This is a genomic window from Flagellimonas ochracea, assembly GCF_009903685.1.
GTDB lineage: Bacteria > Bacteroidota > Bacteroidia > Flavobacteriales > Flavobacteriaceae > Flagellimonas > Flagellimonas ochracea.
Window position 1 is genome coordinate 896852 of record NZ_JAAABI010000002.1, and the last position, 21639, is coordinate 918490.

Sequence of the window (21639 nt, forward strand, 5' to 3'; positions counted from 1 at the left end):
AACACATTTTACACTAAATGCAATATAAGGAACTGGAGGTATGAACAAGGAAAATAAACTTCTTGCCATCAAGCTAATTCATACACTTATTTGGACAATTTTCGTTGCTGTAATCTTTTACATCGTGTACTCAGGGGTTACCGACAGATTAACCACCTATACCTGGATTGGCATTGGTTTAATATTTGGGGAAGGGTTGGTTCTCCTACTTTTCAAAATGTCCTGCCCTCTTAGCGTTGTGGCACGTGACTACTCGAGTTCCCAAAAAGATAACTTTGACATTTTCTTACCCAATTGGTTGGCCAAGAATAACAAACTAATATTTACCACTATTTTTATGGTAGGACTATTCCTTGTATTATATAGGACGCTAACGTAACGGTTTTGAGAAACAAAGTGCAAAACATGTTTAAGGAATTGGTCCAAAAGTTCAAGTAAACGATTAGAACAGAGTTTGAATATCGTAAATCCAGAATTGGAAATCCATACTATTAAACAGTATTAACGAGATTGCCATGAAACCAATCTCGATATGATAGATTCCAAGATTTCAGAAAAGCCCAAGACCCTTGCTAGAATCCAATCCAAATCCCAAGAAATTGGATTTTCCATGCCTTCCGATGAATTGGTCGGCTCACTTCTGAGAACACTCGTTGCATCCAAACCGAATGGGAACTTTCTCGAATTGGGTACTGGGATTGGCCAATCATTGTCATGGATGGTGGATGGAATGTGCAAGAATTCCCTTGTTACATCCATTGATAATGACCCAGAGCTGATTAAGATAACCAAAAGCTTTTTCAAGGGACATTCGGATGTTTCGATTATCTGTGCGGATGGGAGCAAATGGATCAAAAATTATAAGGGAGGGAGGTTCGATTTGATTTTTGCAGATGCATGGCCAGGAAAGTACAGTGAGTTAGATGAAACCCTAAGCCTTGTAAAACCAGGTGGGTTTTATGTGATTGACGATATGGTTAGGCAACCTAATTGGCCAGAGGGCCATCGTGAGATTGCCAGCAGTTTAATTATTAAATTAGAGGCTAGGAAAGATTTTGTTTTGACCAAAATGAATTGGTCGACAGGAATTATTGTTATGACAAAGAAAGCGCACTTTTAGAAGTTCAAATAAACGATGTTCGAAAGATTGGTGCAATCCCAAACAATCGGGTTTATCAAAGGACTTGTACCTTTTACAAAACACATAACCCTTTCATTATGAAGAACCTTGCTCTCATCTTTGTAATCTTGCTTAGCATTCCATTGTTCACTTATGGCCAATGGCGAGTGACTGGCTGCGAGGAATTGGGTCTTGATCCGATAGAACCCGGAACAGGACTTCGCTTGCTCCAAACCTATCTGGAGGGTAATGGGGATGGAATTGGAGGCTTTGGATGCTGGGTCCACCATCATCCCAATGGAAAGGACTACATTATAACCCCCAAAAGTTGGGGAAGGGAACCAATCATTGCCAAGAAAGGATTGATACAGGATGCAATGGACGCCCTTAACACGGCTAGGAACACTTATACGGAATATGGAAAACTGGATAGCCATTTGTACTACATTTTGGATGATATCAACCGCACTACAAGGGAAGAAGACAGAATTTCGCGGGAACATGGAAACGCTTTCTGGCTTATTAGGGATGCCTGTTGGATGCGAAGTGGGGTACCCACCAACCGAATGCTGAACCGCAATCAACGCAAACAGATCTTCGCCCATGAGGTGGGACATTGCTTCATCATGGAAAATGTGCCCAATTTAAGGGTACATGAAGATTTGAATGACTGGTTTGATGAGAGCGTTGCGGAACTTTTGAGTTCAGAAGCCTTTCCCCTTACCAATTTGGAACACTCCCGATCCAGACGCTATGATCTGGATGGTATGGAATTCACTCAGGACTACAGGGCATATGTCTTTTGGTATTATCTGTTAAGGACAAAGGGCAGCGGAGAGCTTGTTCGATTAATGAACGAATTGGCATCCCTCCCAACCAGGGAAACCAGATTGGCTTTTATGCGAGAAAAGCAGTACGACAAGGATTTTCATTATTTCTTGCATGATTTCCACCAAGGGAATTTGAAAGACTCTGGGGATGGCACCCCAATCCCAAGGGAAGGGGAAATAGAGATTATGGATGACACTCCAATTGAACTATTGCCCGTTGCTCCGATCACATTGGATCCTGTCAGGCCCGGGCGCCTGACTGTTGTGGAAATAGTTCTTCCCGCCAACTACGACCTTAACCTACCAGCGCCCAATGGTGCGGGAGAATCATTTTTTCTGTCGTTACTGGCCGGGGACAAAATTATCAAAGGTTGGAAAGACGAAGAAAGTATAAAGGGTGATTGTAATTCGGAAACCAAAATAAAGGTATTGATGAGTCATCTGAATGAAGATGCAATAACCGTGAAAATGTCCTATGAGTTGGAAGAAAAAGAGGGGTGTTGTGGCCAAAATATGACCATTGCCGAAAATCCTACTGAAGAAGAGCTCGACGGTCTTTTTTCATTCGATCATTATATAGAATCCCAAGTGTCTTATGTCCAGAATGGGCATTACCAATCCAGCCCCATGAATTACTACGTGAACTCAAAAGACGGGTCAATGCTGTTTACCGAGTCTTGGATATTGGAAAATTTTGGCGGCTCTGACAATGGAAACTTTAGTGTGGACGCAGTGATTTGGCTTCCTAACCGTCAGTTGGTGGGCTATGTCCAAGACGAAAATTTCAATCAGAAACGCGCCATTACCATAGATATTGACCAAATGAAGGGAGATGTCCTTTCAGAGCAGGACATATGGTTCAAAGAATTTTTGGATAAGGCCATAACCAGTGGAATGAGCCCGGCCCCACTGCCTTCGGAAAGTCCTTGGACAAACAATTCCACTGGTTATGCCTTTAAGCGTTCAGACCCAATGGACAAAACAAAGAACATAAAGTACAGTGGTTATATTTCAAATGGAACGGCAAATGTATCCAGCCCAACGGCATCCTTTGGTTTTATGGTAGGCTACATTCGTGACCATCAGGGCAAAAACAAAAAATTGGTGTACGCTAAAACGGAAATGCAAAACGGCGATATGCTTGAAGCTCATCTCAGGAATATCGAAAGGAAGTGTTTTTCCTTTGATGGAGCAGGTTATAAAAAATTGAGTTTAGGTGGATTTGCCGGAGGCGCATCAAATAGAACCCCACAGCAGGACGAGGACCGTTTGGCTGCCCATGATGCTTATGATAAGGAGATGAAGGAATTAAAGGAACAGCTCAGAAATTGTAGAAATGAGACTTGTGCAACGGAAATTGGCAAGAAGATATTGGCGCTTGAACAACAGAGGCGCGATGATATTTATAATCGTGATCCCAATTCAACAGATAGCGGAACTGCTGGCACGGATATGCAGAACAGCATGAAAGCAATTCAGGACCGTATCACCATATTGAGCAAACAATTAATGGATCAGGCAAGGCGCTGCAGCAAACTACAGCAAGAAAATTATCGTTGTGATGGCTGTAAGAAAGCAGCTTTGAAAGCATGTCAGAAAAAATCAAAAAGCCTAGGTGAAGAAATGGAGAAACTTGCCTGCCAGATGGCAAAACTCCAGGGTTTTGGCGATATGATGAAAGAATGTCAATAGCTAATGTATTTTAATTGCGGGACACTACTACAATCCAACGCCATGTTAGCATAAAGACAGTCGAAATCCAAAGTTAAACTATAACATTCCTGTTATTATTAATTGCCCGATACTGTTAAGTACAATAAAACGATATTCGCGGTTCAAAAGCTATTCCGATTTTTGAATGGTGCAACCAAGGTAAGCTGGGCCATTTTGATTAACCTAGAGGTTTTGCCTTTTTCCTCGTAGGTACTTTTAAGTAAATAATTCTCCTTTTCTATTTTATCCAAGATGGACTCAAATCGAGCACAATACCAAAGTCCGACTGTTTTACATCGAAGTATGTCCAGAGTTTCCAGATAATGCTTTCCCTTCATAAAATATTCTCGTGCTTTGGCTGTTCGTTCGCGTACCCAAGCCCTAAAAGCAGCACTATCTATTTGGGATAAGTCAATACCGTAAAGTTCAATATATTCTTTTGGTACATTGATAAATCCATTTTGCAAATCTTCGACCGTATCTCGTAATAAATGAACAATATGTGCCGCTTTAGCTGCAAAATATTGGTTTTCAGCAATCGGATATTGGTGATTATTTCCAATAAAATATTGAAGGCCGTCGGTGGTTGACTTTGCCACACAATTTGTATACCATTCCAACTGTTTTTCAGTAATGATTTGCCATTTACGATAAGCGTCGAATTCTACAATGGCAAACATATTTCTGATAAAAGATTGAAGTTTACTGTTAACTTTTTGGTCGTGTTCAATAAGGACGGCCATAATCTCTTCGTAGCTGTTGAGTGAATTGGGTCTTTTCTTTTGATAAAGAACATCTATTAGTTCTTTTTGTCTCTTTATGAATGAAATTCGTTCCTTTTGTGATTCAAGGGATTCATCAATCATATCATCCATCCAGCGGAAATAAGCATAGGCTCTGAAAAAATCATCTACAAGATTTCTATCTACCATGTATCGAGCCGTGTAGTACGTTTGCTTACTGGCTTTCTTGGTAATCGATTTGGCCAACTTTGCTGTTTGATCCATACGAGTGTATTGCATGAGTTAAGTATCTTCGATGTTACGATTTCTTGCATATTGAGCTGAAAGCAATATAGTGGAAAGTCTTGTACTTCAACAAAGAGTTGAGATATAAATATTCAAATAAAGGATTGCCAATAGTATTGGTATTATTCGGTTTGAAAAGCATAACGATGTGCCAGAAATTTTATTCACCAAGATTTTTTTTCATTTGATCAAGTTTTAATGAAAGTAAATAATGAAATAAGCTTTTGGACTCTACTTCTTGGAATTATTACTTCTTCATTACCCTTAATTAGTTTAATACAGAACCATGCCGATATTTCGCTGATTTACATTTTCAATCAATTAATAGAGGATTATAGAAATGCAATTGCTTTATTAACTGATAAGTTGCTATTCTGGACAGATTTTAGGCCAGGCAGAGATTATCTTGACAAGGTGACTTTATGGATTATTGTTTCATTTATTCTTTTACGCAGTGGGTACTCTCTAGCTCTAGAAAAACCGAAAGATAAATACGAGACCGGTCTATGGACCCTAATAATAGGCAGAATTATGATGACTATCGCATCGTTTGCACTTTTACCATTGCTCACTGAAATCCCTATGATTTTAGTAATGTCCATTATTTTTATAGTGAATCGAAAAAGTCCGCAAAAGAGAATTTCTTTTACAAATTGGATTGTATGTAGTTTTGGAAACAGCCCTAGGAATTTTAGATGAATCATTTTAATATAATTGCCAGTCTAATTCTAATTAGCCTTACGGCATTGTCTTTTTGGTTGCCTTATAAATCAGGTATGAAAGCAATTGGTGTAGTTGCTAGTTGCTTTTTTGGATTTATTCTAGCATGGACGTTGCTGGCTGAATTGGAATTTCTTGTCATTTTTATTTGGCCTGTACTCCTGGCTCTACAGTTGATTTTTCTGAGCTATTGGACATTTCGCGTTTTCAACAGTAAAAAAGTTGGTGTAGTAGTATCTGGTTTGTTATCCTTTGGGTTCATATTGATAGCGATGTCTCCCTGGATAAGTGATTGGACATTCAATAAAAAAGACACAAAAAAATTATTGTCAGAGCAAAATATTATCTTAAAAGAAAATTTTACGATTATCAAAAATGAAAGTGGTGGTTTCAGAGATTATTACCAAATTTTTAAAGTTGAAATCTCGGAAAAGGACAAGTTGCGAATAATTAACCAGATTGAATCTATGGATAATTATCAAGAGGAAACAAACAATCGATTTTATCTCCCTGAACTTTCTGAAAATCGTTATAAAGGAGATACACTTCATGCAAATTATCAAACTGATAGAGAATATAAAAACGCTATGTATTATCCAAATGGAGAAGGGTATACACCTACTTATAGGGTTGTAAGTATATCAAAAGACAAGAACGAATTGACGTTTGAAGAAATATTGGACTAGACCTGTAACGTAAAACAATCGCTTTCAAAACAAATAGAGTTCAATAAAACGATTCTAAAGAATTAGTTTATGAAAAGACGAAGTTTTTTGAAGACAAATAGCATGCTGCTTACTGCACTTCCGCTAATGAGTTTCGATGAGTTTTTATTACTGAAAATTATGGAAGAAAGTATTTATGAATTTAAGATAGGAAGGTTTCAATGCACCATCTTCCGGGATTTGATGTTCAAGTACCAAGCCAGAGATTATTTTATAAACGCGGACCCTGGAGAAGTCCAATCAGCTCTAAAACGATTTGGCATCACGACCGAAATCATACCCTCACCATACATCTCTTTACTGATTCAGGATGGTAACAGGACAATTTTAGTAGATTCTGGAATTGGTTTTTCGGACAAACCAATTGTTTTTAAAGGAAATGAATTTATACTAAAAGGACAATTGGGAAATCTACTTGAGAGAAAAGGGATTAGAAATGAGAAAATAACTGATATCGTACTTACCCACTTTCATCCAGATCACATTGGAGGTGTATTTTCCGATATTGGTCAATTGAATTATCCCAATGCCACTTTTCACATGAGCCAAGTTGAATGGGATTATTGGCATTCATCCAAATCATTATCTCAACCACCGCTTTTCAAGTTCTTTGTAGAAAATAATGTTACCCCCCTTAAGGAAAAAGACATCAATTTTATAGTACAAGACTATCAGGAAATAACCGAGGGCATCATTTCAGTTGATGCCCCAGGCCACACTCCCGGACAAATTGCCTTAATTTTTTCTGATAAAAATGATAATCTTCTTTACATTTCTGATGCTTTTTTACACCCATTACACATAGAGAATTTGGATTGGAGAACCAGCTTTGATTTAGACCACGAGCTAGCAAGGAAGAGTAGGATGAAACTTTTGGGAATGGCCACAGAAAAGGATATGCATATAAATGCATTTCATTTTGATTTCCCAGGTATGGGCAGGGTCATGAAAGAAAATGATAAGTGGAATTGGTTTCCTGGAAAATAAGGCCCTTCTTAAATTACATGAAAGTTCAAATAAACAATTCCTTTCATCCGTAATTCACGCATCAATTTGCAAGGTTCCCTGAAACACAAGCACTGATTGGTGAACAAGGAGAATCTGGGTCGATATTTTCATTTTAGGACATTTGGATTTTATCCCCTGAACAAATCATAATCAGTTTTTTTAATTCTGAACAAAGGAATGCATAAAAAAGGTACCTTTATGGGTATCTGTATTCTTAAAAAAATTTAAGCCGTGTTCTGTTTGGTTTACAAATCCCAATCAAATCCTCTATTTGGATACGACCAAATCAAGGAAATGCTTGAAAAGGCAAGGGAATTCAATAAAGAAAACGCGATAACTGGGTGCCTTTTGTATTACGAACGGACATTTTTGCAATATCTCGAGGGTAACCAAATCGATGTGCTGAAACTATTCGATAGGATAAATGCCGATGATAGGCATTCGGATGTGCGCATACTATGTCACAGCCATATCGATGAAAGAAAGTTCAAATCTTGGGATATGGCCTATGAGGATTTAATGGGAGAAAACGACCATCTACAATTTCTTAAACTATTGGTAAGTTCTTACACGGCCGAACCAATAGGAGCAATAGAGCCCAATCCCTCATCAATGCATTTCTGGAATGCCGCAAAAAGATTGTTGGAGGGTAAGGAGTCTCATAGGATTAAATGAAAAAACGCACGAAATTTTAATAACAGTATTTCGGTGAATTATCAATCTGTTTTCATTCTTCAAATTGTATCCCCAACAAGATAGTTCTGTAAATGATATGTCAACGAAAGGCGTAAAAAATTATCTGCAAGCAATATAAATATATGTGGATTGCAAGAACTCAGTTAAAACAAAGTTCAATAAAAGGATTCAATCGGTTTAATACTTACGAACCCTACTATGGTGAAAGAATCTTGTTCCCATTTCAATGAAGCTGCCTGATATCATCCATTGACAGTGTTTTGGGATCCAGAATTATGGATTCAAACCTCATCTCATGAATCAATCCTTCGGGAGTGGGCAAATAACCCAGTCGGTGCACGAAAGGAATCACCACCCCATTGACCTTCCTGAAATCATCGAATACCACAAATCCAGCAGCTTTTGGATCTACCACCCGCACCGTATATTGAACAATTTCCAAAAGCTTCGTCTCCTTGTTTATCCAGTAGAGATATTGATCAAACTCGCTATTGGCTTTAAGGGTTTTCCAAGTGCCATAGACTAAATGGCACCTCTTGTTTTGAAGCACAGTGTCTTTTACATATGAGGCTATGGGAACTTTCTGTGTCCAATATGGCAATTGTATGAAATATTCTTTCCCCACAAGTGCCGGAATCATGTTTGGATCATCTATTTCATCGATTTTTCCATTAATTATCTTATAGGGGATATTATCATCAATTCCCCAGATTTCTTCCTTAGAGGGACCATTGAGCAAACGTACTTTTGAAAACCCCAATCGAAAAGACAGAAAATCATGTTGCAATTCCTGTTTCAGGTATGGCCAGTTGTTGTAAGCTTGCAGCCGCTCTGGAGCAACCGACCAATCATCAACATATTTTGCAGATATGATGCTTGAACCGCCCTTGACCCATCCATGAGCTATCCGACATTGGTTTAAAAGCTCCCTGCCCCTCTGTTCTTTATCGGAGATTCCAGTAGGGATTCCATCGCCCAATTCCAAAATCTCTTTGGGCCTAATGTCAACCAAACCATCGGTGGACTGTGAGTAGGCATTCATAAAAACGCTTATTAGAAATAAGAAAAAAGTAATTCTTTTATTCACTAGCATCATCAAAATATCTTTCATCCTATTTTCTATAATTTTTGAACAAAACTTGCAGCCCCCTTGGCAATGCACGATTAAACGTCGTAACATGGGTTTCCCCGTAAAGCACCTCGCTCACAAAGTCAATGCCTTCTGGATTGGTCTTATTAAAATAGTTTGTGAACTCAACCCAGTTAAGAACCATTGCTCGAAATGGTTCTTCTGAACCAATCGCCGTATAAATCGAAATCGGGTTTTGATTTTCTTTAAACTCCATATTTTCGATTGTCGGCAACTGTCCATTGTACCACCAAAGAGAGGGACTTGAAATCAAGTAATTATCAAAACTGGCGGGATGCTTCATGACCACGTGGGTGACAAACAAACCACTTAGGGATAACCCAACCAGGGTTTCAGAATTCGTATCCACCCTGTAGTTTTCAGTTATACTTTGCTTGATGTCGTTTACCAAAAAATCCAGGAACTGATCGGCCCCACCCGATTCATCTATATCTTTCGTGCCTGTAACTTCAAAAATCTTCTGTGCAGGCCATTTAGTGGGAGTGAAGTCCCTGAACCTGTTGCCATGAATATTTTTGAAGTCTTCCGAATAGGATATGCCAACCAAAATCATCGGGGGAATCTCTCCTCCAAAGGCCATCAGTATTCGTGTATTATAGGCCAATCCGAAGGAAAGATCCCCATCCAAGAGGTACACAACAGGAAAGGCATCTTCCGATGTATGGTATTCCGGTGGCAGGCTTAAATATATTTCATACTCTTGGCCATACTTTGATTCCATCTGAATCAACTCCGTCAATGGTAGGGTCACCTCTCTATTTGACTGACCATTCACAATCTGTTGGAAGGGAAGACCTAATGTCAATAATATTACAACCAAGCACTTCATAAAACAGTAGTCTAGTTAATTGCTCTTAATGATTTACGATATTTAATGATGCCAATGGTCTGAAAAATTGCAAACAAGGCTACCAACAGGTTGGTTACAACAATCAATAGTTCTCCTCCCACGCTGAGTTCAGGTGCCACAATGGATAGATTATAGAATCCGAACAATACATACAAAACATCGAGAACGATAATTACCCAAACAAGAATGGTGGGTGTTTTCTTTCGATAGGCGGCAATCAAGACAACTGCTGCAAAAACGATTAGTTGAATTGAAAAGGTCATGGGCTGGCCATTGGCCATTTCATTAATGGCAACAACCGTGCTGCCCAATATCAGTGTAAGTATGGCCGTCACCAGTGAGAAAAATCCATTAGCCTTGAGAGCTGTCCTGAGTATGGTCAATCCTTCCATAATTTCCTGATTTAACAAAGACAAGATTAAACCAAATAAAAGAGCATATCGTATCCCTAGATTGAGAGTGACATATTTTGTCCGCGTTAACCGAACAATGAATGTGAAGACCTTAAATTTGTGTTCCTAATGGTTACTTTTTGGTATGCAGGGTTTGAATGACATAACATTTAACTTCTGGTCTGTACTTCTAATTTTTGGAGTCTTGCAGGGTGTTTTTCTGAGCCTGATTTTGATTGTGGAGCATTCGAAGAAGAGGTCTAAATATTTCTTGATCTCACTTGTTGTGATCGTCTCTTTGAATTTGCTGAATTATTTGGTAATCAATTCGAGTCTCTATGTAATAATTCCACATTTTGCTTATTTGGGCCTTCCTTTACTGTTTCTAATCGGGCCCCTGTTTCTATACTACGTAAAATCCATCTTAAGCCCGCAATTAAAACTTAAGCTTACGGACCTATTGCATACAGTCCCGTTCATATTGGCCGTTGTGTTCATGCTTCCTTTTTTTGCTCTACCAAGTGATGTGAAGATTGAACTGCTTCAAGCTCAAACGCAACCTGATGGCCAGGTTTTTGATTTGGGAACCCAAGTATTCAGCATAGCCCAAATTATACATAGCTTTATATATGTGGCCATTTCACTAAGTATACTTTACAAAAAACCTCGAGGGAACATCAGTAGGGAATTTACGAACAAACTGATATGGTTAAAAAGATTCGCTGTCGGATTTTCAGTGTTTTGGATGGTTGACTTTTTGGCTTTGTTGTGGTACGCAAAAGAAGGATTCATTGATATTAGGGTTTACTATCTTACCATGTTCTGTTGTGCCTTCGCCATAAATCTTCTGGTGGTTCTCGCCATTAGGAGCAATAAGGCCTTTAGGGAGGTGTTCCTGGATATTATCCAAGCAAAATACAAAAGCTCCAACCTTTTGGAATCTGAGTTGAAAAAGCACCTTTCGGACATCATTGCCTATATGGAAGATGAAAGGCCCTATTTACATAATGATTTGTCCCTGCCCAAACTTTCCAAAGATCTCAACAAACCTAAATATTTGATATCCCAGGTATTGAATGTTGAACTTGGAAAAAGTTTTTATGAGTTTTTAAACGAATATCGCTACAATGAGGTAAAATCTCGATTATCAAACCCCGAATACCACCATCTCACCATTCTGGCAATTGCCTATGATTCCGGTTTCAACAACAAGAATACGTTCAACAAAGTATTTAAAAAGCATGCGGGCATGACACCTTCGGAATATCTAAAAATGATTTCAGGGAAAAATGGTTGATTGAACAACTCGCTTCCGTTGATTCTTATTTGCCCGGTCATATTGATGCCGGAATTTGTACCACGCTTGTCACTCTAGATAGATGATGACGATTTCATCCAATCTTTAATATATTTTGAGCCTTAGAAATGGAAACCGAACAAAACCTTTTCAATGCAAATCAGGTTTCTGCTCGAAATTCAGGCTTCTTTAACTAAGGGATAAAATCACTAAAATGAAAAAAGCAATATTTTTAATTGGTTTGTCAATATGTCTATCCAAAATAGGATTTGGACAAAAAGGTAGTGCAGAACCTTTTGGGCAACTTGTAGATATCGGTGGGTACAACCTTCATTTCAATATTCTGGGTGATTCGGAGACTACCATTGTAATAGAAGGTGGCACGGGTTCTTGGACAATTCAATGGCTGGAATTACAGAGAAGGCTATCTGAAGAATTTAAAGTGGTCACCTATGATAGGGCAGGATACGGCTGGAGTGACTCGTCCCCATACTCAAGAACAGCATTCAATATGGTCGATGAGTTGAATACAGGATTGGAAAAGCTGGGAATAAGCTCGCCCTTCATACTTATTGGTCACTCCTACGGAGGAATGATCATAAGAGCATTTGCGAAAAAGTTCCCAGAAAAGGTAAAGGCACTTATTCTTGTCGATTCTGCTTCTGAATATCAGTTTGAACAGCTACCACCTATGATTTTCAGTATTTTGGAAGTAGGAAAGAAGCAATTCAAACAATCAGGTGCGATGGCCAGAGTGGGCCAGTTGAAATCACATCACATTCCCATTGATTCCACCTTGGATAAAAAATACTGGAGAGCATATCAATATAATACCGCCAAACCCTACTATTACGATGCCATGTACAACGAAATGGATCTGCTACCCATGACCTACGAACAAAGTGAAATCAAAACTCCGATTGATATTCCATTGTTGGTCATCTCGGCAGGTGACAGTTTTGAGGCTTTTGCCAAAGTGCCAAATCTACCCAAGAAAGAGAGCAACGAAGTTTGGAACATCTTGCAGAAAAAGCTTTTGGACATATCCACAAACAGTCTACATCATATCATCGAGAAAGGCAGCCATGATCTTTTGCTGACCTCTCCCACAGAACTTGAAAGGACAATTAAAAAATATATTTCAAGCTTGGATTGATCCTGTCCAACATTCATCATGAATTGAAAAGTATAACCCTAATCCAGACAAGGTGAAGAAACTTATAATACCGGTATGGGCAAAAGCAATTTTCTTCGGTTTCATTATTCTGGAGCTGGGCACAAAGCTTTGGTCGCTGATTGCAATTGCCAACTTTAGCACTTCGCCGAAAATACCTTGGTCTTTTCCCCTAATGGCAGTTGTTCTAGTGTTGCTTTGGAACTATTTGGACGGTAATTGGATGCCGAGATCAACCCAAGGAATACGTCACTTATGGATGCGGGCCAATTCATTGAAAATAAAACACCGGAAATGGGGTTGGATTTCGGCTGTACTGCTTGGATGCACCATTTTTTGCTTTGCAGTTTTGGGAATGAGAATCGTGGATGTGCCTTCCGGTCAGATAGTTCAAATTGAACACATAAGCAAATACCCCCCATGGACAATTATTTCCCTGATAACAATGACTTCCGTGACGGCAGGGGTAATCGAAGAGATTTCATTTAGAGGCTATATGCAAAAACCCATGGAATTGAAGTATGGTCCCAAAATAGCAATAACGGTCGTTGCCCTTTTCTTTACCATTCTACATTTACCAAATGCTACCATAACCCCAGGTCTCATACCCATTTTCTTTCTTGGTTCCATTGGTTGGGGCGTTTTGGCCTATCTGACAAATTCAATAATACCAGGTGTAGTTGTTCACGGTGCAGTTGATATTATTGGTTATTTTTCCATTTGGAAGAATCTGGAACTGGTGAAGGCTTTATCAACCAAGAGTGTATTGAAGACTGGGATGGACGCCCCATTTTTGATTCTTTTGCTTATAACCTTGATGTTCACTTTATTGACAGTATTTGGATTTAAAAAGTTGGACAGGCTCAACAGAAAGATAATTTAACATTTCTGCGATATGCTGGATCAAATGAGACTGAAGATAGAATATATAGTATAACACATTATGAAAAAAATAATCTTATTGTTTCTGCCAGTAGTTTTGAGCTGTACATTATCTAATCACCTTCAAGCGCAGCCCCGGGACGATTATGACCAAAAAACCGTTGAGCTTAATTCAACATCTTTTTATTATTATGAAACCAGTACGGATTCTAAGTACGTTGTTCTGTTGTTCCATGATTGGTTTGGGGTATCTGATCTTAGCTTTGAAATTGGAGATCTATTAAAAAAAAATGGATATAATGTTATTATAATGGATTTGTATAAAGGCAAATCCGCAACGACTAACCAAGAAGCCGGTACACTGATGAACTCCATCGATCAGGCAAATGTTTGGAACTATATTGATCAAGTCGTAACAATGGCATATGAATCATATGACAAAATAATTTTCTGGGGATTTAGTTTGGGAACCGTAGCAGCATCAAACACAGCGATCAAACATCATGATGTTGCAGATGGGTTAATTCTGTTTTACGGTAATGTGACCCAAGAAGAGTCTCAATTGGCTAAAATCACGTTCCCCACTTTGATGGTCATGGGAAGTGAAGACAATCCTGCCAGGGCAATTGATTTTTTCAACTCGGTCAACAAATTATCTGGTACGGCGACGCTGTTTATTTACCCACGGGCAAAACATGCGTTTGCCCAAAAATTATTCAATGATGGTGCTAATTATGACATAAAAGCAAAAGAGGCCAGCTTAAAAGTTGTTTCTACATTTTTGAGTCAAATAGAATGAACTGCGAATCGTCCCTAAAACTGGGATTCTGAAAAGCAATTTATAACAGACTACAATTTCTTAATCCACTAATTCAAATCACTTTGGAATTCTAATCTTGAAAGTGCAGCCTTCCCTAAAAATAGGACAATACAAAGTTTAGAAACATTAGCTTTAGGAAAGTTCAAAAAAACGATGACGAGATATGTTATTAATGGAAAGAAAATCCGTGATTGGAAGTCTTTCCATTTTGAATTTAAGTTTGTAATGAAGTTCCCAGATTATTATGGGGAAAACATGGATGCCTGGATAGATTGCATGGATGAACTTACTGAGGAACCAACATTGGTTTATGTCGAAAATGGAAAAGTAATGAAGGAAACTAATTCGGATTTGGTTGAGAGCTTATTAGAATGCACTGCTTTTGTAGATTTTAGGAAGTTAGAGGCTGGAAGCTTGGGTTCCGAGAAGTTGCATTTCATGTCAAAACCGTGTACGTTTTTCAAAAATAGGGAAACATAGGGCATAAAAAAACGGATTGCTGGTACACAATCCGTTGGCTTTCCGCCTTTCGGCCTTGTAGCGGGGACTGGACTCGAACCAGCGACCTTCGGGTTATGAGCCCGACGAGCTACCTACTGCTCTACCCCGCGATGTGGACGGCAAATATACGACTGTTTTTACATTATTTCCAAACAAATGCCAATATTCCTAAATCCCTTGGGGCTGGCATGTTTAAAATCCATAAATTCGGGTTTTTGCTCTATGAAAGCTATCAATGATTTCTTATCGGCCATGCTGCCTTATACTGAATGGGCGATGCTTTTACTTTTGATTGGAGGAGGATTGTACCTGGTGTTTCAATCTAGATTTTTGCCCTATCGGTATTTTGGCCATGCCATTGCCATTACCGCAGGAAAGTATGATGATAAAGATGCCAAAGGTGATGTTAGCCATTTGCAGGCCTTATCTGCAGCTGTTGCGGCCACTGTGGGTCTTGGCAATATTTCGGGTGTGGCCATTGCCATTTATATGGGCGGGCCAGGTGTTATTTTTTGGATTTGGATCACAGCATTGATAGGTATCTGCATCAAGTTCTATTCCTGTAGCTTGGCCATTATGTTTAGGGGCGAGGATTCGGAAGGAAAATTGCAGGGAGGCCCCATGTTTTACATTACTAAAGGAATGGGTGAGAAGGCCAAACCCTTGGCCATTTTCTTTTGTGTTGCTGGCTTGTTTGGTTTTTTGGGAGTTTTCACTGCCAATCAGTTTACGCAAACTTTCATGAATGTGGTAAAACCCAACGAGACCCTGGCTTTGCTAGGGGATTTTAATTGGAAATTGATTGTTGGGATCATTCTTGCTATAATCACTTCATTTGTCATTTTTGGCGGATTAAAGAAAATAGCGAAAGTGGCATCAGCCATTGTTCCTTTTATGGTACTGCTATATTTTGTGGCAGTTCTGGTGGTCATGTTCAATAATGCTGAACAAATAGGACCTTCATTAAAATTGATTATTACGGAGGCTTTCAATTTTAAAACCATGGTTGCTGGTGGATTTTGGGGATTGGTCATATTGGGCGTTCGAAGGGCCATGTTTTCCAATGAGGCAGGATTGGGTAGCGCACCCATGTACCACGGTCAGTCCAAAACAGACGAGCCTGTGCAAGAAGGATTGGTGGCCATGTTGGGCCCCTTTATCGACACTATTGTCGTATGCACGCTGACCGCTGTTGTGATTATATTGAGCGGTGCTTACTTGGAAGCTGAAAGTAATGGCATTTTAATGACCTTGATTGCTTTTAAAAAGTCTCTTTTTGGTTTTGGAGATATTTTGCTGATGATCATTGTATCGGCCTTTGCGTTGTCCACGTTGTTCACATATTCCTACTATGGGGTAAAATGTCTTTCATTTTTGACCAATGCCAAAATTGGAAAGTACTATAATTGGTATTTTGTGGCCACCATTGTGTTCGCCGCTGTGGCTTCCGTGGATTTGGTCATTAATTTGATTGACTTGGCCTACGCGCTTATGGTAATTCCGAATATGATTGCAGTGCTGTATTTATCCCCTAAAGTAAATACAGCTGCTAAGAGGTACTTTCAAAAAATGAAACAAGGTGGCGCATAAAGCAGGTTTTGTAAATATTATAGGAAATCCCAATGTGGGCAAATCCACGTTGATGAACGCCTTTGTGGGAGAGAAACTTTCCATTATCACTTCAAAGGCTCAGACCACCAGACATCGGATTTTGGGGATTGTCAATGGCGATGATTTTCAGGTAATACTTTCGGACACCCCAGGAATCATAAAACCCGCTTATGCTTTGCAGAGTTCCATGATGGATTTTGTAAAATCAGCCTTGGAAGATGCTGATGTTTTGTTATATATGGTGGAAATAGGGGAAAAAGCGCTCAAGGATGAGGATTTCTTCAAAAAAATAAAAAGCAGCAATATTCCCGTCCTCTTGCTTCTGAACAAAATAGATACATCGGACCAAAAAATGTTGGAAGAACAAGTTCAACATTGGCAAGAACTTTTGCCCAATGCAGAGATACATCCCATATCGGCCTTGGAGAATTTTAATGTGAAGGAGGTCTTTGAACGTATTTTAAAACTTTTGCCCGAAGGACCTCCCTATTTTCCCAAAGACCAGCTTACCGATAAGCCGGAACGTTTTTTTGTAAATGAGACCATACGGGAAAAAATCTTACTGAACTATAAAAAGGAGATTCCCTATGCGGTTGAAGTGGAAACGGAAGAGTTTGTGGAGGACGAAGATATTATCCGAATTCGGTCCGTAATCATGGTAGAACGTGATACCCAAAAGGGAATTATCATTGGCCATAAAGGAGGGGCTTTAAAAAAGGTTGGCGTGGCAGCCCGAAAGGATTTGGAAAAGTTCTTTGCCAAACAAGTGCATATCGAACTATATGTTAAGGTAAACAAGAACTGGCGAAGCGATGCACGGCAACTGAGACGATTTGGCTATAACAACAAATAAGTTATTGCATGGGAAGGTTACCGATCAATCCCCTAAAAAAGTTTTTGAGTTGGTCCATTTGCGGTTTTCCCTTTGATTTTCCCAAACGGCCAAACGCATAAAGTGCAAACCATAGTACCACCAAAAAGAACATCCCCACCATCCAAAAGGTAATATCATGTCCCAATGAATAATTGGAGTAGGCAAAAATACCAAGGATCACAAAAAGGGTTCCCACACCAAAATGAAGGAACATAAAAAAGGTCCAAAGTGTTGGGTTGGGTCCAAAAACCCCATGAATTTTACTCATTCCTTTCTCATACGAGGTGAGCTCCAAATGAAGCTGGGGTGTCCAAAATGTAATTTCCGACTTTCTAAATTTGATGTAAATGTGCTCATCCAGTCTTTTTACCACAAATTTGTCCGTCTTCACTGAATCAAAAACTGCTTCTAATTCTTTCAGGTCAGTTCGTAAAGCGACCTGAAAACGGGGTCGCAGGACAATTTCATTGGTAAAGTCACTCATAACAGATTGAAAATGATAAAAAAAGGTATCACTTTTTCTTTATAAATAAGTGGTATTTTTGCCAAAATTTAAGGAGGATGGGAGCTATTGTAGCCATTGTAGGGAGACCCAATGTAGGGAAATCCACTTTTTTCAATCGACTGATTCAGCGTCGCGAGGCCATTGTAGATGCCGTAAGCGGCGTCACACGAGATCGCCATTATGGAAAAAGTGACTGGAACGGAAAGGAGTTTTCCTTGATTGATACAGGAGGCTATGTGCTGGGAAGTGACGACATTTTTGAAAAAGAAATTGATAAGCAAGTAGAACTTGCCATTGATGAGGCCGATGCCATTATTTTTATGGTCGATGTGGAAGCTGGCGTTACCGGCATGGATGAAGATGTGGCCAAATTGCTTCGCAAGGTCGATAAACCCGTTTTTTTGGCCGTAAACAAAGTGGACAATGCCCAACGCATGGCAGACGCAGTGGAATTCTACGCATTGGGATTGGGGGAATACTATACCTTATCCAGCATTAATGGTAGCGGTACGGGAGAGTTGTTGGATGCTCTGGTCAAGGTGCTTCCAGACAAGCACGAAGAAGAAAGTGAGCTGCCCAGGTTTGCGGTGGTAGGTAGGCCCAATGCCGGAAAATCGTCCTTTATCAATGCCTTGATAGGCGAGGAACGCTATATTGTTACCGATATTGCAGGAACCACTAGGGACAGTATTGACACAAAATATAATCGCTTTGGTTTTGAGTTCAATTTGGTGGATACAGCAGGTATCCGTCGAAAATCCAAAGTAAAGGAAGACCTGGAATTCTACTCTGTGATGCGTTCCATTAGGGCTATTGAACATTGCGACGTGTGTATTTTAATGTTGGATGCCGCACGTGGATTTGACGGGCAGGTACAAAATATTTTCTGGTTGGCCCACCGGAACAATAAGGGCATAGTTATCTTGGTCAACAAATGGGATTTGGTGGAAAAGGAAACCAATTCCGTAAAAGAATACACGACCAAAATCAAGGAGATTATATCACCTTTTGATGATGTACCCATTCTTTTTGTTTCGGTGCTCAACAAACAGCGGATTTTCAAAGCGATTGAAACAGCAGTTGAGGTGTTCAAGAATCGTTCAAAAAGGATACCCACGCGAAAATTGAACGATGTGATGTTGCCCATCATTGAAAAGACACCTCCTCCGGCCTATAAGGGCAAATACGTAAAGATCAAATTTTGCACCCAATTGCCGACACCTTATCCCCAATTTGCTTTTTTCTGTAATTTGCCACAATACATTCGGGATCCATACAAGCGCTTTCTGGAGAATAAGCTCAGAGACCATTTTGATTTTACCGGAGTGCCTATAACGGTTTTTATGCGGAAGAAATAGGCTTAATTTTCCGAAGCCATTCGAATTTGCACCATTTGCTGAATACGATTCCCTTTTTCGTCAACGGCTGTTAATGTATAGTCACTTGGGCTTATGTTGATTACAAGCTCATGAAAGTTTTTGGTTCTTCCTACATAGGTTTCATCCAAATACCAATAAACTGTTGCTTCGCTTTGTTGATGGGCCAATTTGAATACAACATCTTGGGTTTTGTAACCTAAATCTTTCGGGAGTAATATTGCTTCGTTTTTCTTCGGATAAATAAATTCCATAAGTTGTGCTTCCAAATTGGAACATCCCCGTAAAAGAGGAGGCAGGGTTTTATAATTGGGATTGGAACTGGCATGATAGTACTCCATGATGGCAGGGAGCACAAACCAATTTTTCGCAACCATGTTTTCCAATGGATAACACTCCGAGTTTACCCTAAAATGTTCCGAAGCATCTAGAAATACCTGTTGATGATAGACACAGGGCCCGGCCCTTGTTCCGTGGGTAGGCACCAGTACATTTTTGGTTTCATCACAAAAGACCGAAGCACGGAATCCACTTTGGGCGCACATTTCCAGCTCGGTCAGGTCATCGAAAGGTTCTTGGAACCATCCGCTCTCTGGCAACGCATCCAATACATCAAAAAGTAAGGGTGCTGCGGCAGTTATTCCGGTCAAACCGGGCCTGCCTTCCCCATCGGCATTGCCTGCCCAAACCCCAATGGCATATTTTGGGGTTACACCAACGGCCCAAGCATCCTTAAACCCAAAACTGGTGCCTGTTTTCCAGGCTATGGGTTGGGAAGAATCAAAAAAATGCCAATTTTCTTCTCCTTCAGGACGATTTACTTCATATAGGGATTGAAATGTACTGTAAATGGATCCGGCTCCTAAAATAGGAGGCTCAAACAGTTCTTGCTCCAAGTTTGCCTCTTTGTTTGCCAAATACTGGGGCTCCACAAACTCGTTTTGAAAGTAGGTGCTGGAATTGGCCAAAAAATGGTTCAACGTGGAGGCCATGGAGGCATAGGTTTTTGTCACTTCCCAAAGTGAACTTTCTGCACCACCCAATATCAGGGAAAGCCCATAATGGGAAGCTGGTTTGTCTAACGAATTCAAGTTCATTTTATCGAGTTTGTTATAGAATTTTTGAAGCCCATATTGTCTTAATAAACGTATTGCTGGAACATTTAAAGAACGGGACAGCGCCCTGCTGGCGGGGACGGCACCTATATGTTTTTTATCGAAATTTTGAGGACGATATCCATTGATGAGGGTGGGAACATCGGCTACCAAACTATGGGGCAGTAGTTGGCCTTCATCCAATAAGGAAGCAAATAGAATAGGTTTTAGTGTGCTGCCTGTGCTTCTTTTTTTTGTAATGATATCCACATAGTTAGCATGTTCTTTTTCAGTAGGGGAATTCCCTACATAACCCAATACCTTTCGTGTTTCAACATCAAGAACCAAAATGGCCAAATTATGGATTTCGTTGGTCTTTAGCCGCTGATAATGTCTTTCCGCTAAAAGATTGAGCCGTTTTTGTAAGGGTAGGCTAACGGAGGTGGTGACACGTTCACCGGGATGTTCTTTTCGTATGCGTTCTGTGAGATGGGGAGTTACATTGGGCAATGGAAAAGGTTTTTTCGGAAGAGGTTCTGCTAGAGCTAGGTTGTAGGTGGTTGAATCTATGATTTTTTTGTCCATTAATTTTTTTAGCAGCCGATTGCGCTTGTCCAAGAACTGTTCCTCATTGCGACCAGGAAAAATTAAAGATGGCGCATTGGGCAAAACCGCCAATGCGGCAGATTGCCCCCAACTTAACTCATATGGTGAAATGCCGAAGTAACGCCACGCAGCTGTTTCCAATCCAACCACATTGCCTCCGTACGGTGTATGTGAAGCGTACAGCTTAAATATCTCTTTCTTGGAATACCGAAATTCCAGTCGGGTGGCCATAAATAGTTCAACACATTTTTCCCAATAGGTGCGCCCCCTGTTTTTACGACTCAAGCGAATTACCTGTTGGGTTATGGTGCTTCCCCCCCTGCGGGTGTCACTGGTTAGGTTATGACCAATGGCCTTGAGGATGGAAATTGGATTGAATCCTGGGTGTTTGTAAAAATATTCATCCTCAAATAGCAATACACTTTGTTTGAACCGTTCGGGAATAGAGTCCATCTTTGGAAATCGCCATTGCCCATCAGTTGCAATACGAGCACCCATTAGAGTACCGTTAGAACTATTGACCACGGTCGAAGTTGGCTTGTCAAATAGATTGATAGGCAAGCAGAACCACCATAAAATAAAAATGATGCCCAAAAAGCTTATCTTGATTTTATGTTTTGCGCTAATTCGTAGTACTAGCGATAAAAAATCTTTCATCTACGTTACA

The 21639-nt window shown here is 39.8% G+C and carries 19 protein-coding genes and 1 tRNA gene; 13 read left to right on the forward strand and 7 right to left on the reverse strand.

Going from position 1 to position 21639, the window contains the following annotated elements; genetic code table 11:
* The first annotated feature begins 532 nt into the window (after positions 1 to 532).
* Both GTQ34_RS09675 and GTQ34_RS09680 read left to right on the forward strand, forming a co-directional pair.
* Positions 533 to 1120 carry an O-methyltransferase gene (locus tag GTQ34_RS09675; protein ID WP_166523566.1) on the forward strand — a complete coding sequence of 196 codons (588 nt, stop codon included), beginning with the start codon at positions 533 to 535 and terminating at the stop codon, positions 1118 to 1120.
* 98 nt (positions 1121 to 1218) lie between these two features.
* On the forward strand, positions 1219 to 3642 hold the full coding sequence (locus GTQ34_RS09680; protein WP_166523567.1) for a hypothetical protein: 2424 nt from the start codon (positions 1219 to 1221) through the stop codon (positions 3640 to 3642).
* A 143-nt stretch (positions 3643 to 3785) separates the two neighbouring features.
* Here the strand turns inward: GTQ34_RS09680 and GTQ34_RS09685 are convergent, their stop codons facing one another.
* Positions 3786 to 4670: a squalene/phytoene synthase family protein gene (locus GTQ34_RS09685; protein WP_166523568.1), complete on the reverse strand. Its 885-nt coding sequence runs from the start codon at positions 4668 to 4670 to the stop codon at positions 3786 to 3788.
* 797 nt (positions 4671 to 5467) lie between these two features.
* Here GTQ34_RS09685 and GTQ34_RS09690 point away from each other — a divergent pair.
* The 3 genes from GTQ34_RS09690 to GTQ34_RS09700 all read left to right on the forward strand — a co-directional run bounded on the left by GTQ34_RS09690 (position 5468) and on the right by GTQ34_RS09700 (position 7819).
* On the forward strand, positions 5468 to 6097 hold the full coding sequence (locus tag GTQ34_RS09690) for an MFS transporter (RefSeq protein WP_166523569.1): 630 nt from the start codon (positions 5468 to 5470) through the stop codon (positions 6095 to 6097).
* A 69-nt stretch (positions 6098 to 6166) separates the two neighbouring features.
* Positions 6167 to 7123 carry an MBL fold metallo-hydrolase gene (locus tag GTQ34_RS09695; protein ID WP_166523570.1) on the forward strand — a complete coding sequence of 319 codons (957 nt, stop codon included), beginning with the start codon at positions 6167 to 6169 and terminating at the stop codon, positions 7121 to 7123.
* A gap of 252 nt (positions 7124 to 7375) precedes the next feature.
* Positions 7376 to 7819: a BLUF domain-containing protein gene (locus GTQ34_RS09700; RefSeq protein ID WP_166523571.1), complete on the forward strand. Its 444-nt coding sequence runs from the start codon at positions 7376 to 7378 to the stop codon at positions 7817 to 7819.
* Positions 7820 to 8063: 244 nt separating this feature from the next.
* Here GTQ34_RS09700 and GTQ34_RS09705 read toward each other — a convergent pair whose 3' ends face one another.
* The 3 genes from GTQ34_RS09705 to GTQ34_RS09715 form a co-directional block, all read right to left on the reverse strand.
* Positions 8064 to 8882, reverse strand: a complete 819-nt coding sequence (locus GTQ34_RS09705) for a hypothetical protein (RefSeq protein WP_166523572.1) — start codon at positions 8880 to 8882, stop codon at positions 8064 to 8066.
* 70 nt (positions 8883 to 8952) lie between these two features.
* The gene (locus GTQ34_RS09710) at positions 8953 to 9819 is read right to left on the reverse strand and encodes an alpha/beta hydrolase (protein WP_166523573.1); all 867 of its coding nucleotides are present in this window, start codon (positions 9817 to 9819) and stop codon (positions 8953 to 8955) included.
* Positions 9820 to 9830: 11 nt separating this feature from the next.
* Entirely contained in the window at positions 9831 to 10232 is a 402-nt protein-coding gene (locus GTQ34_RS09715; RefSeq protein ID WP_166523574.1) for a hypothetical protein, read from the reverse strand.
* 205 nt (positions 10233 to 10437) lie between these two features.
* Here GTQ34_RS09715 and GTQ34_RS09720 point away from each other — a divergent pair, with 205 nt between their 5' ends.
* From GTQ34_RS09720 to GTQ34_RS09740, 5 genes are all read left to right on the forward strand, one after another.
* Complete coding sequence (locus tag GTQ34_RS09720; protein ID WP_166523575.1) at positions 10438 to 11529, forward strand: helix-turn-helix domain-containing protein; 1092 nt, start codon at positions 10438 to 10440, stop codon at positions 11527 to 11529.
* A gap of 214 nt (positions 11530 to 11743) precedes the next feature.
* A complete protein-coding gene (locus GTQ34_RS09725) occupies positions 11744 to 12685 on the forward strand; it encodes an alpha/beta hydrolase (RefSeq protein WP_166523576.1) in 942 nt (313 codons plus the stop codon).
* A 52-nt stretch (positions 12686 to 12737) separates the two neighbouring features.
* Complete coding sequence (locus GTQ34_RS16940) at positions 12738 to 13586, forward strand: CPBP family intramembrane glutamic endopeptidase (protein WP_166523577.1); 849 nt, start codon at positions 12738 to 12740, stop codon at positions 13584 to 13586.
* Between the two features lie 60 nt (positions 13587 to 13646).
* A complete protein-coding gene (locus GTQ34_RS09735) occupies positions 13647 to 14384 on the forward strand; it encodes a dienelactone hydrolase family protein (RefSeq protein WP_166523578.1) in 738 nt (245 codons plus the stop codon).
* Positions 14385 to 14558: 174 nt separating this feature from the next.
* Entirely contained in the window at positions 14559 to 14885 is a 327-nt protein-coding gene (locus tag GTQ34_RS09740) for a barstar family protein (protein ID WP_166523579.1), read from the forward strand.
* A gap of 58 nt (positions 14886 to 14943) precedes the next feature.
* Here the strand turns inward: GTQ34_RS09740 and GTQ34_RS09745 are convergent.
* Positions 14944 to 15016, reverse strand: a tRNA-Met gene (locus GTQ34_RS09745).
* A gap of 112 nt (positions 15017 to 15128) precedes the next feature.
* Here GTQ34_RS09745 and GTQ34_RS09750 point away from each other — a divergent pair.
* Positions 15129 to 16496 carry an alanine/glycine:cation symporter family protein gene (locus GTQ34_RS09750; protein WP_166523580.1) on the forward strand — a complete coding sequence of 456 codons (1368 nt, stop codon included), beginning with the start codon at positions 15129 to 15131 and terminating at the stop codon, positions 16494 to 16496.
* Entirely contained in the window at positions 16486 to 17370 is an 885-nt protein-coding gene (gene era / locus GTQ34_RS09755) for a GTPase Era (RefSeq protein WP_166523581.1), read from the forward strand. The genes GTQ34_RS09750 and era overlap by 11 nt, the downstream gene beginning before the upstream one ends.
* A 1-nt stretch (position 17371) precedes the next feature.
* On the opposite strand, the gene GTQ34_RS09760 is transcribed toward era, so the two are convergent.
* Positions 17372 to 17875, reverse strand: coding sequence for a GTP-binding protein (locus GTQ34_RS09760; protein ID WP_166523582.1), 504 nt, complete (start codon positions 17873 to 17875; stop codon positions 17372 to 17374).
* Positions 17876 to 17952: 77 nt separating this feature from the next.
* Between GTQ34_RS09760 and der the strand changes: the two genes are divergently transcribed.
* The gene (der, locus tag GTQ34_RS09765; protein WP_166523583.1) at positions 17953 to 19254 is read left to right on the forward strand and encodes a ribosome biogenesis GTPase Der; all 1302 of its coding nucleotides are present in this window, start codon (positions 17953 to 17955) and stop codon (positions 19252 to 19254) included.
* A 2-nt stretch (positions 19255 to 19256) separates the two neighbouring features.
* Here the strand turns inward: der and pbpC are convergent, their stop codons facing one another.
* Positions 19257 to 21629, reverse strand: a complete 2373-nt coding sequence (gene pbpC / locus GTQ34_RS09770; RefSeq protein ID WP_166523584.1) for a penicillin-binding protein 1C — start codon at positions 21627 to 21629, stop codon at positions 19257 to 19259.
* Positions 21630 to 21639: the final 10 nt, after the last annotated feature.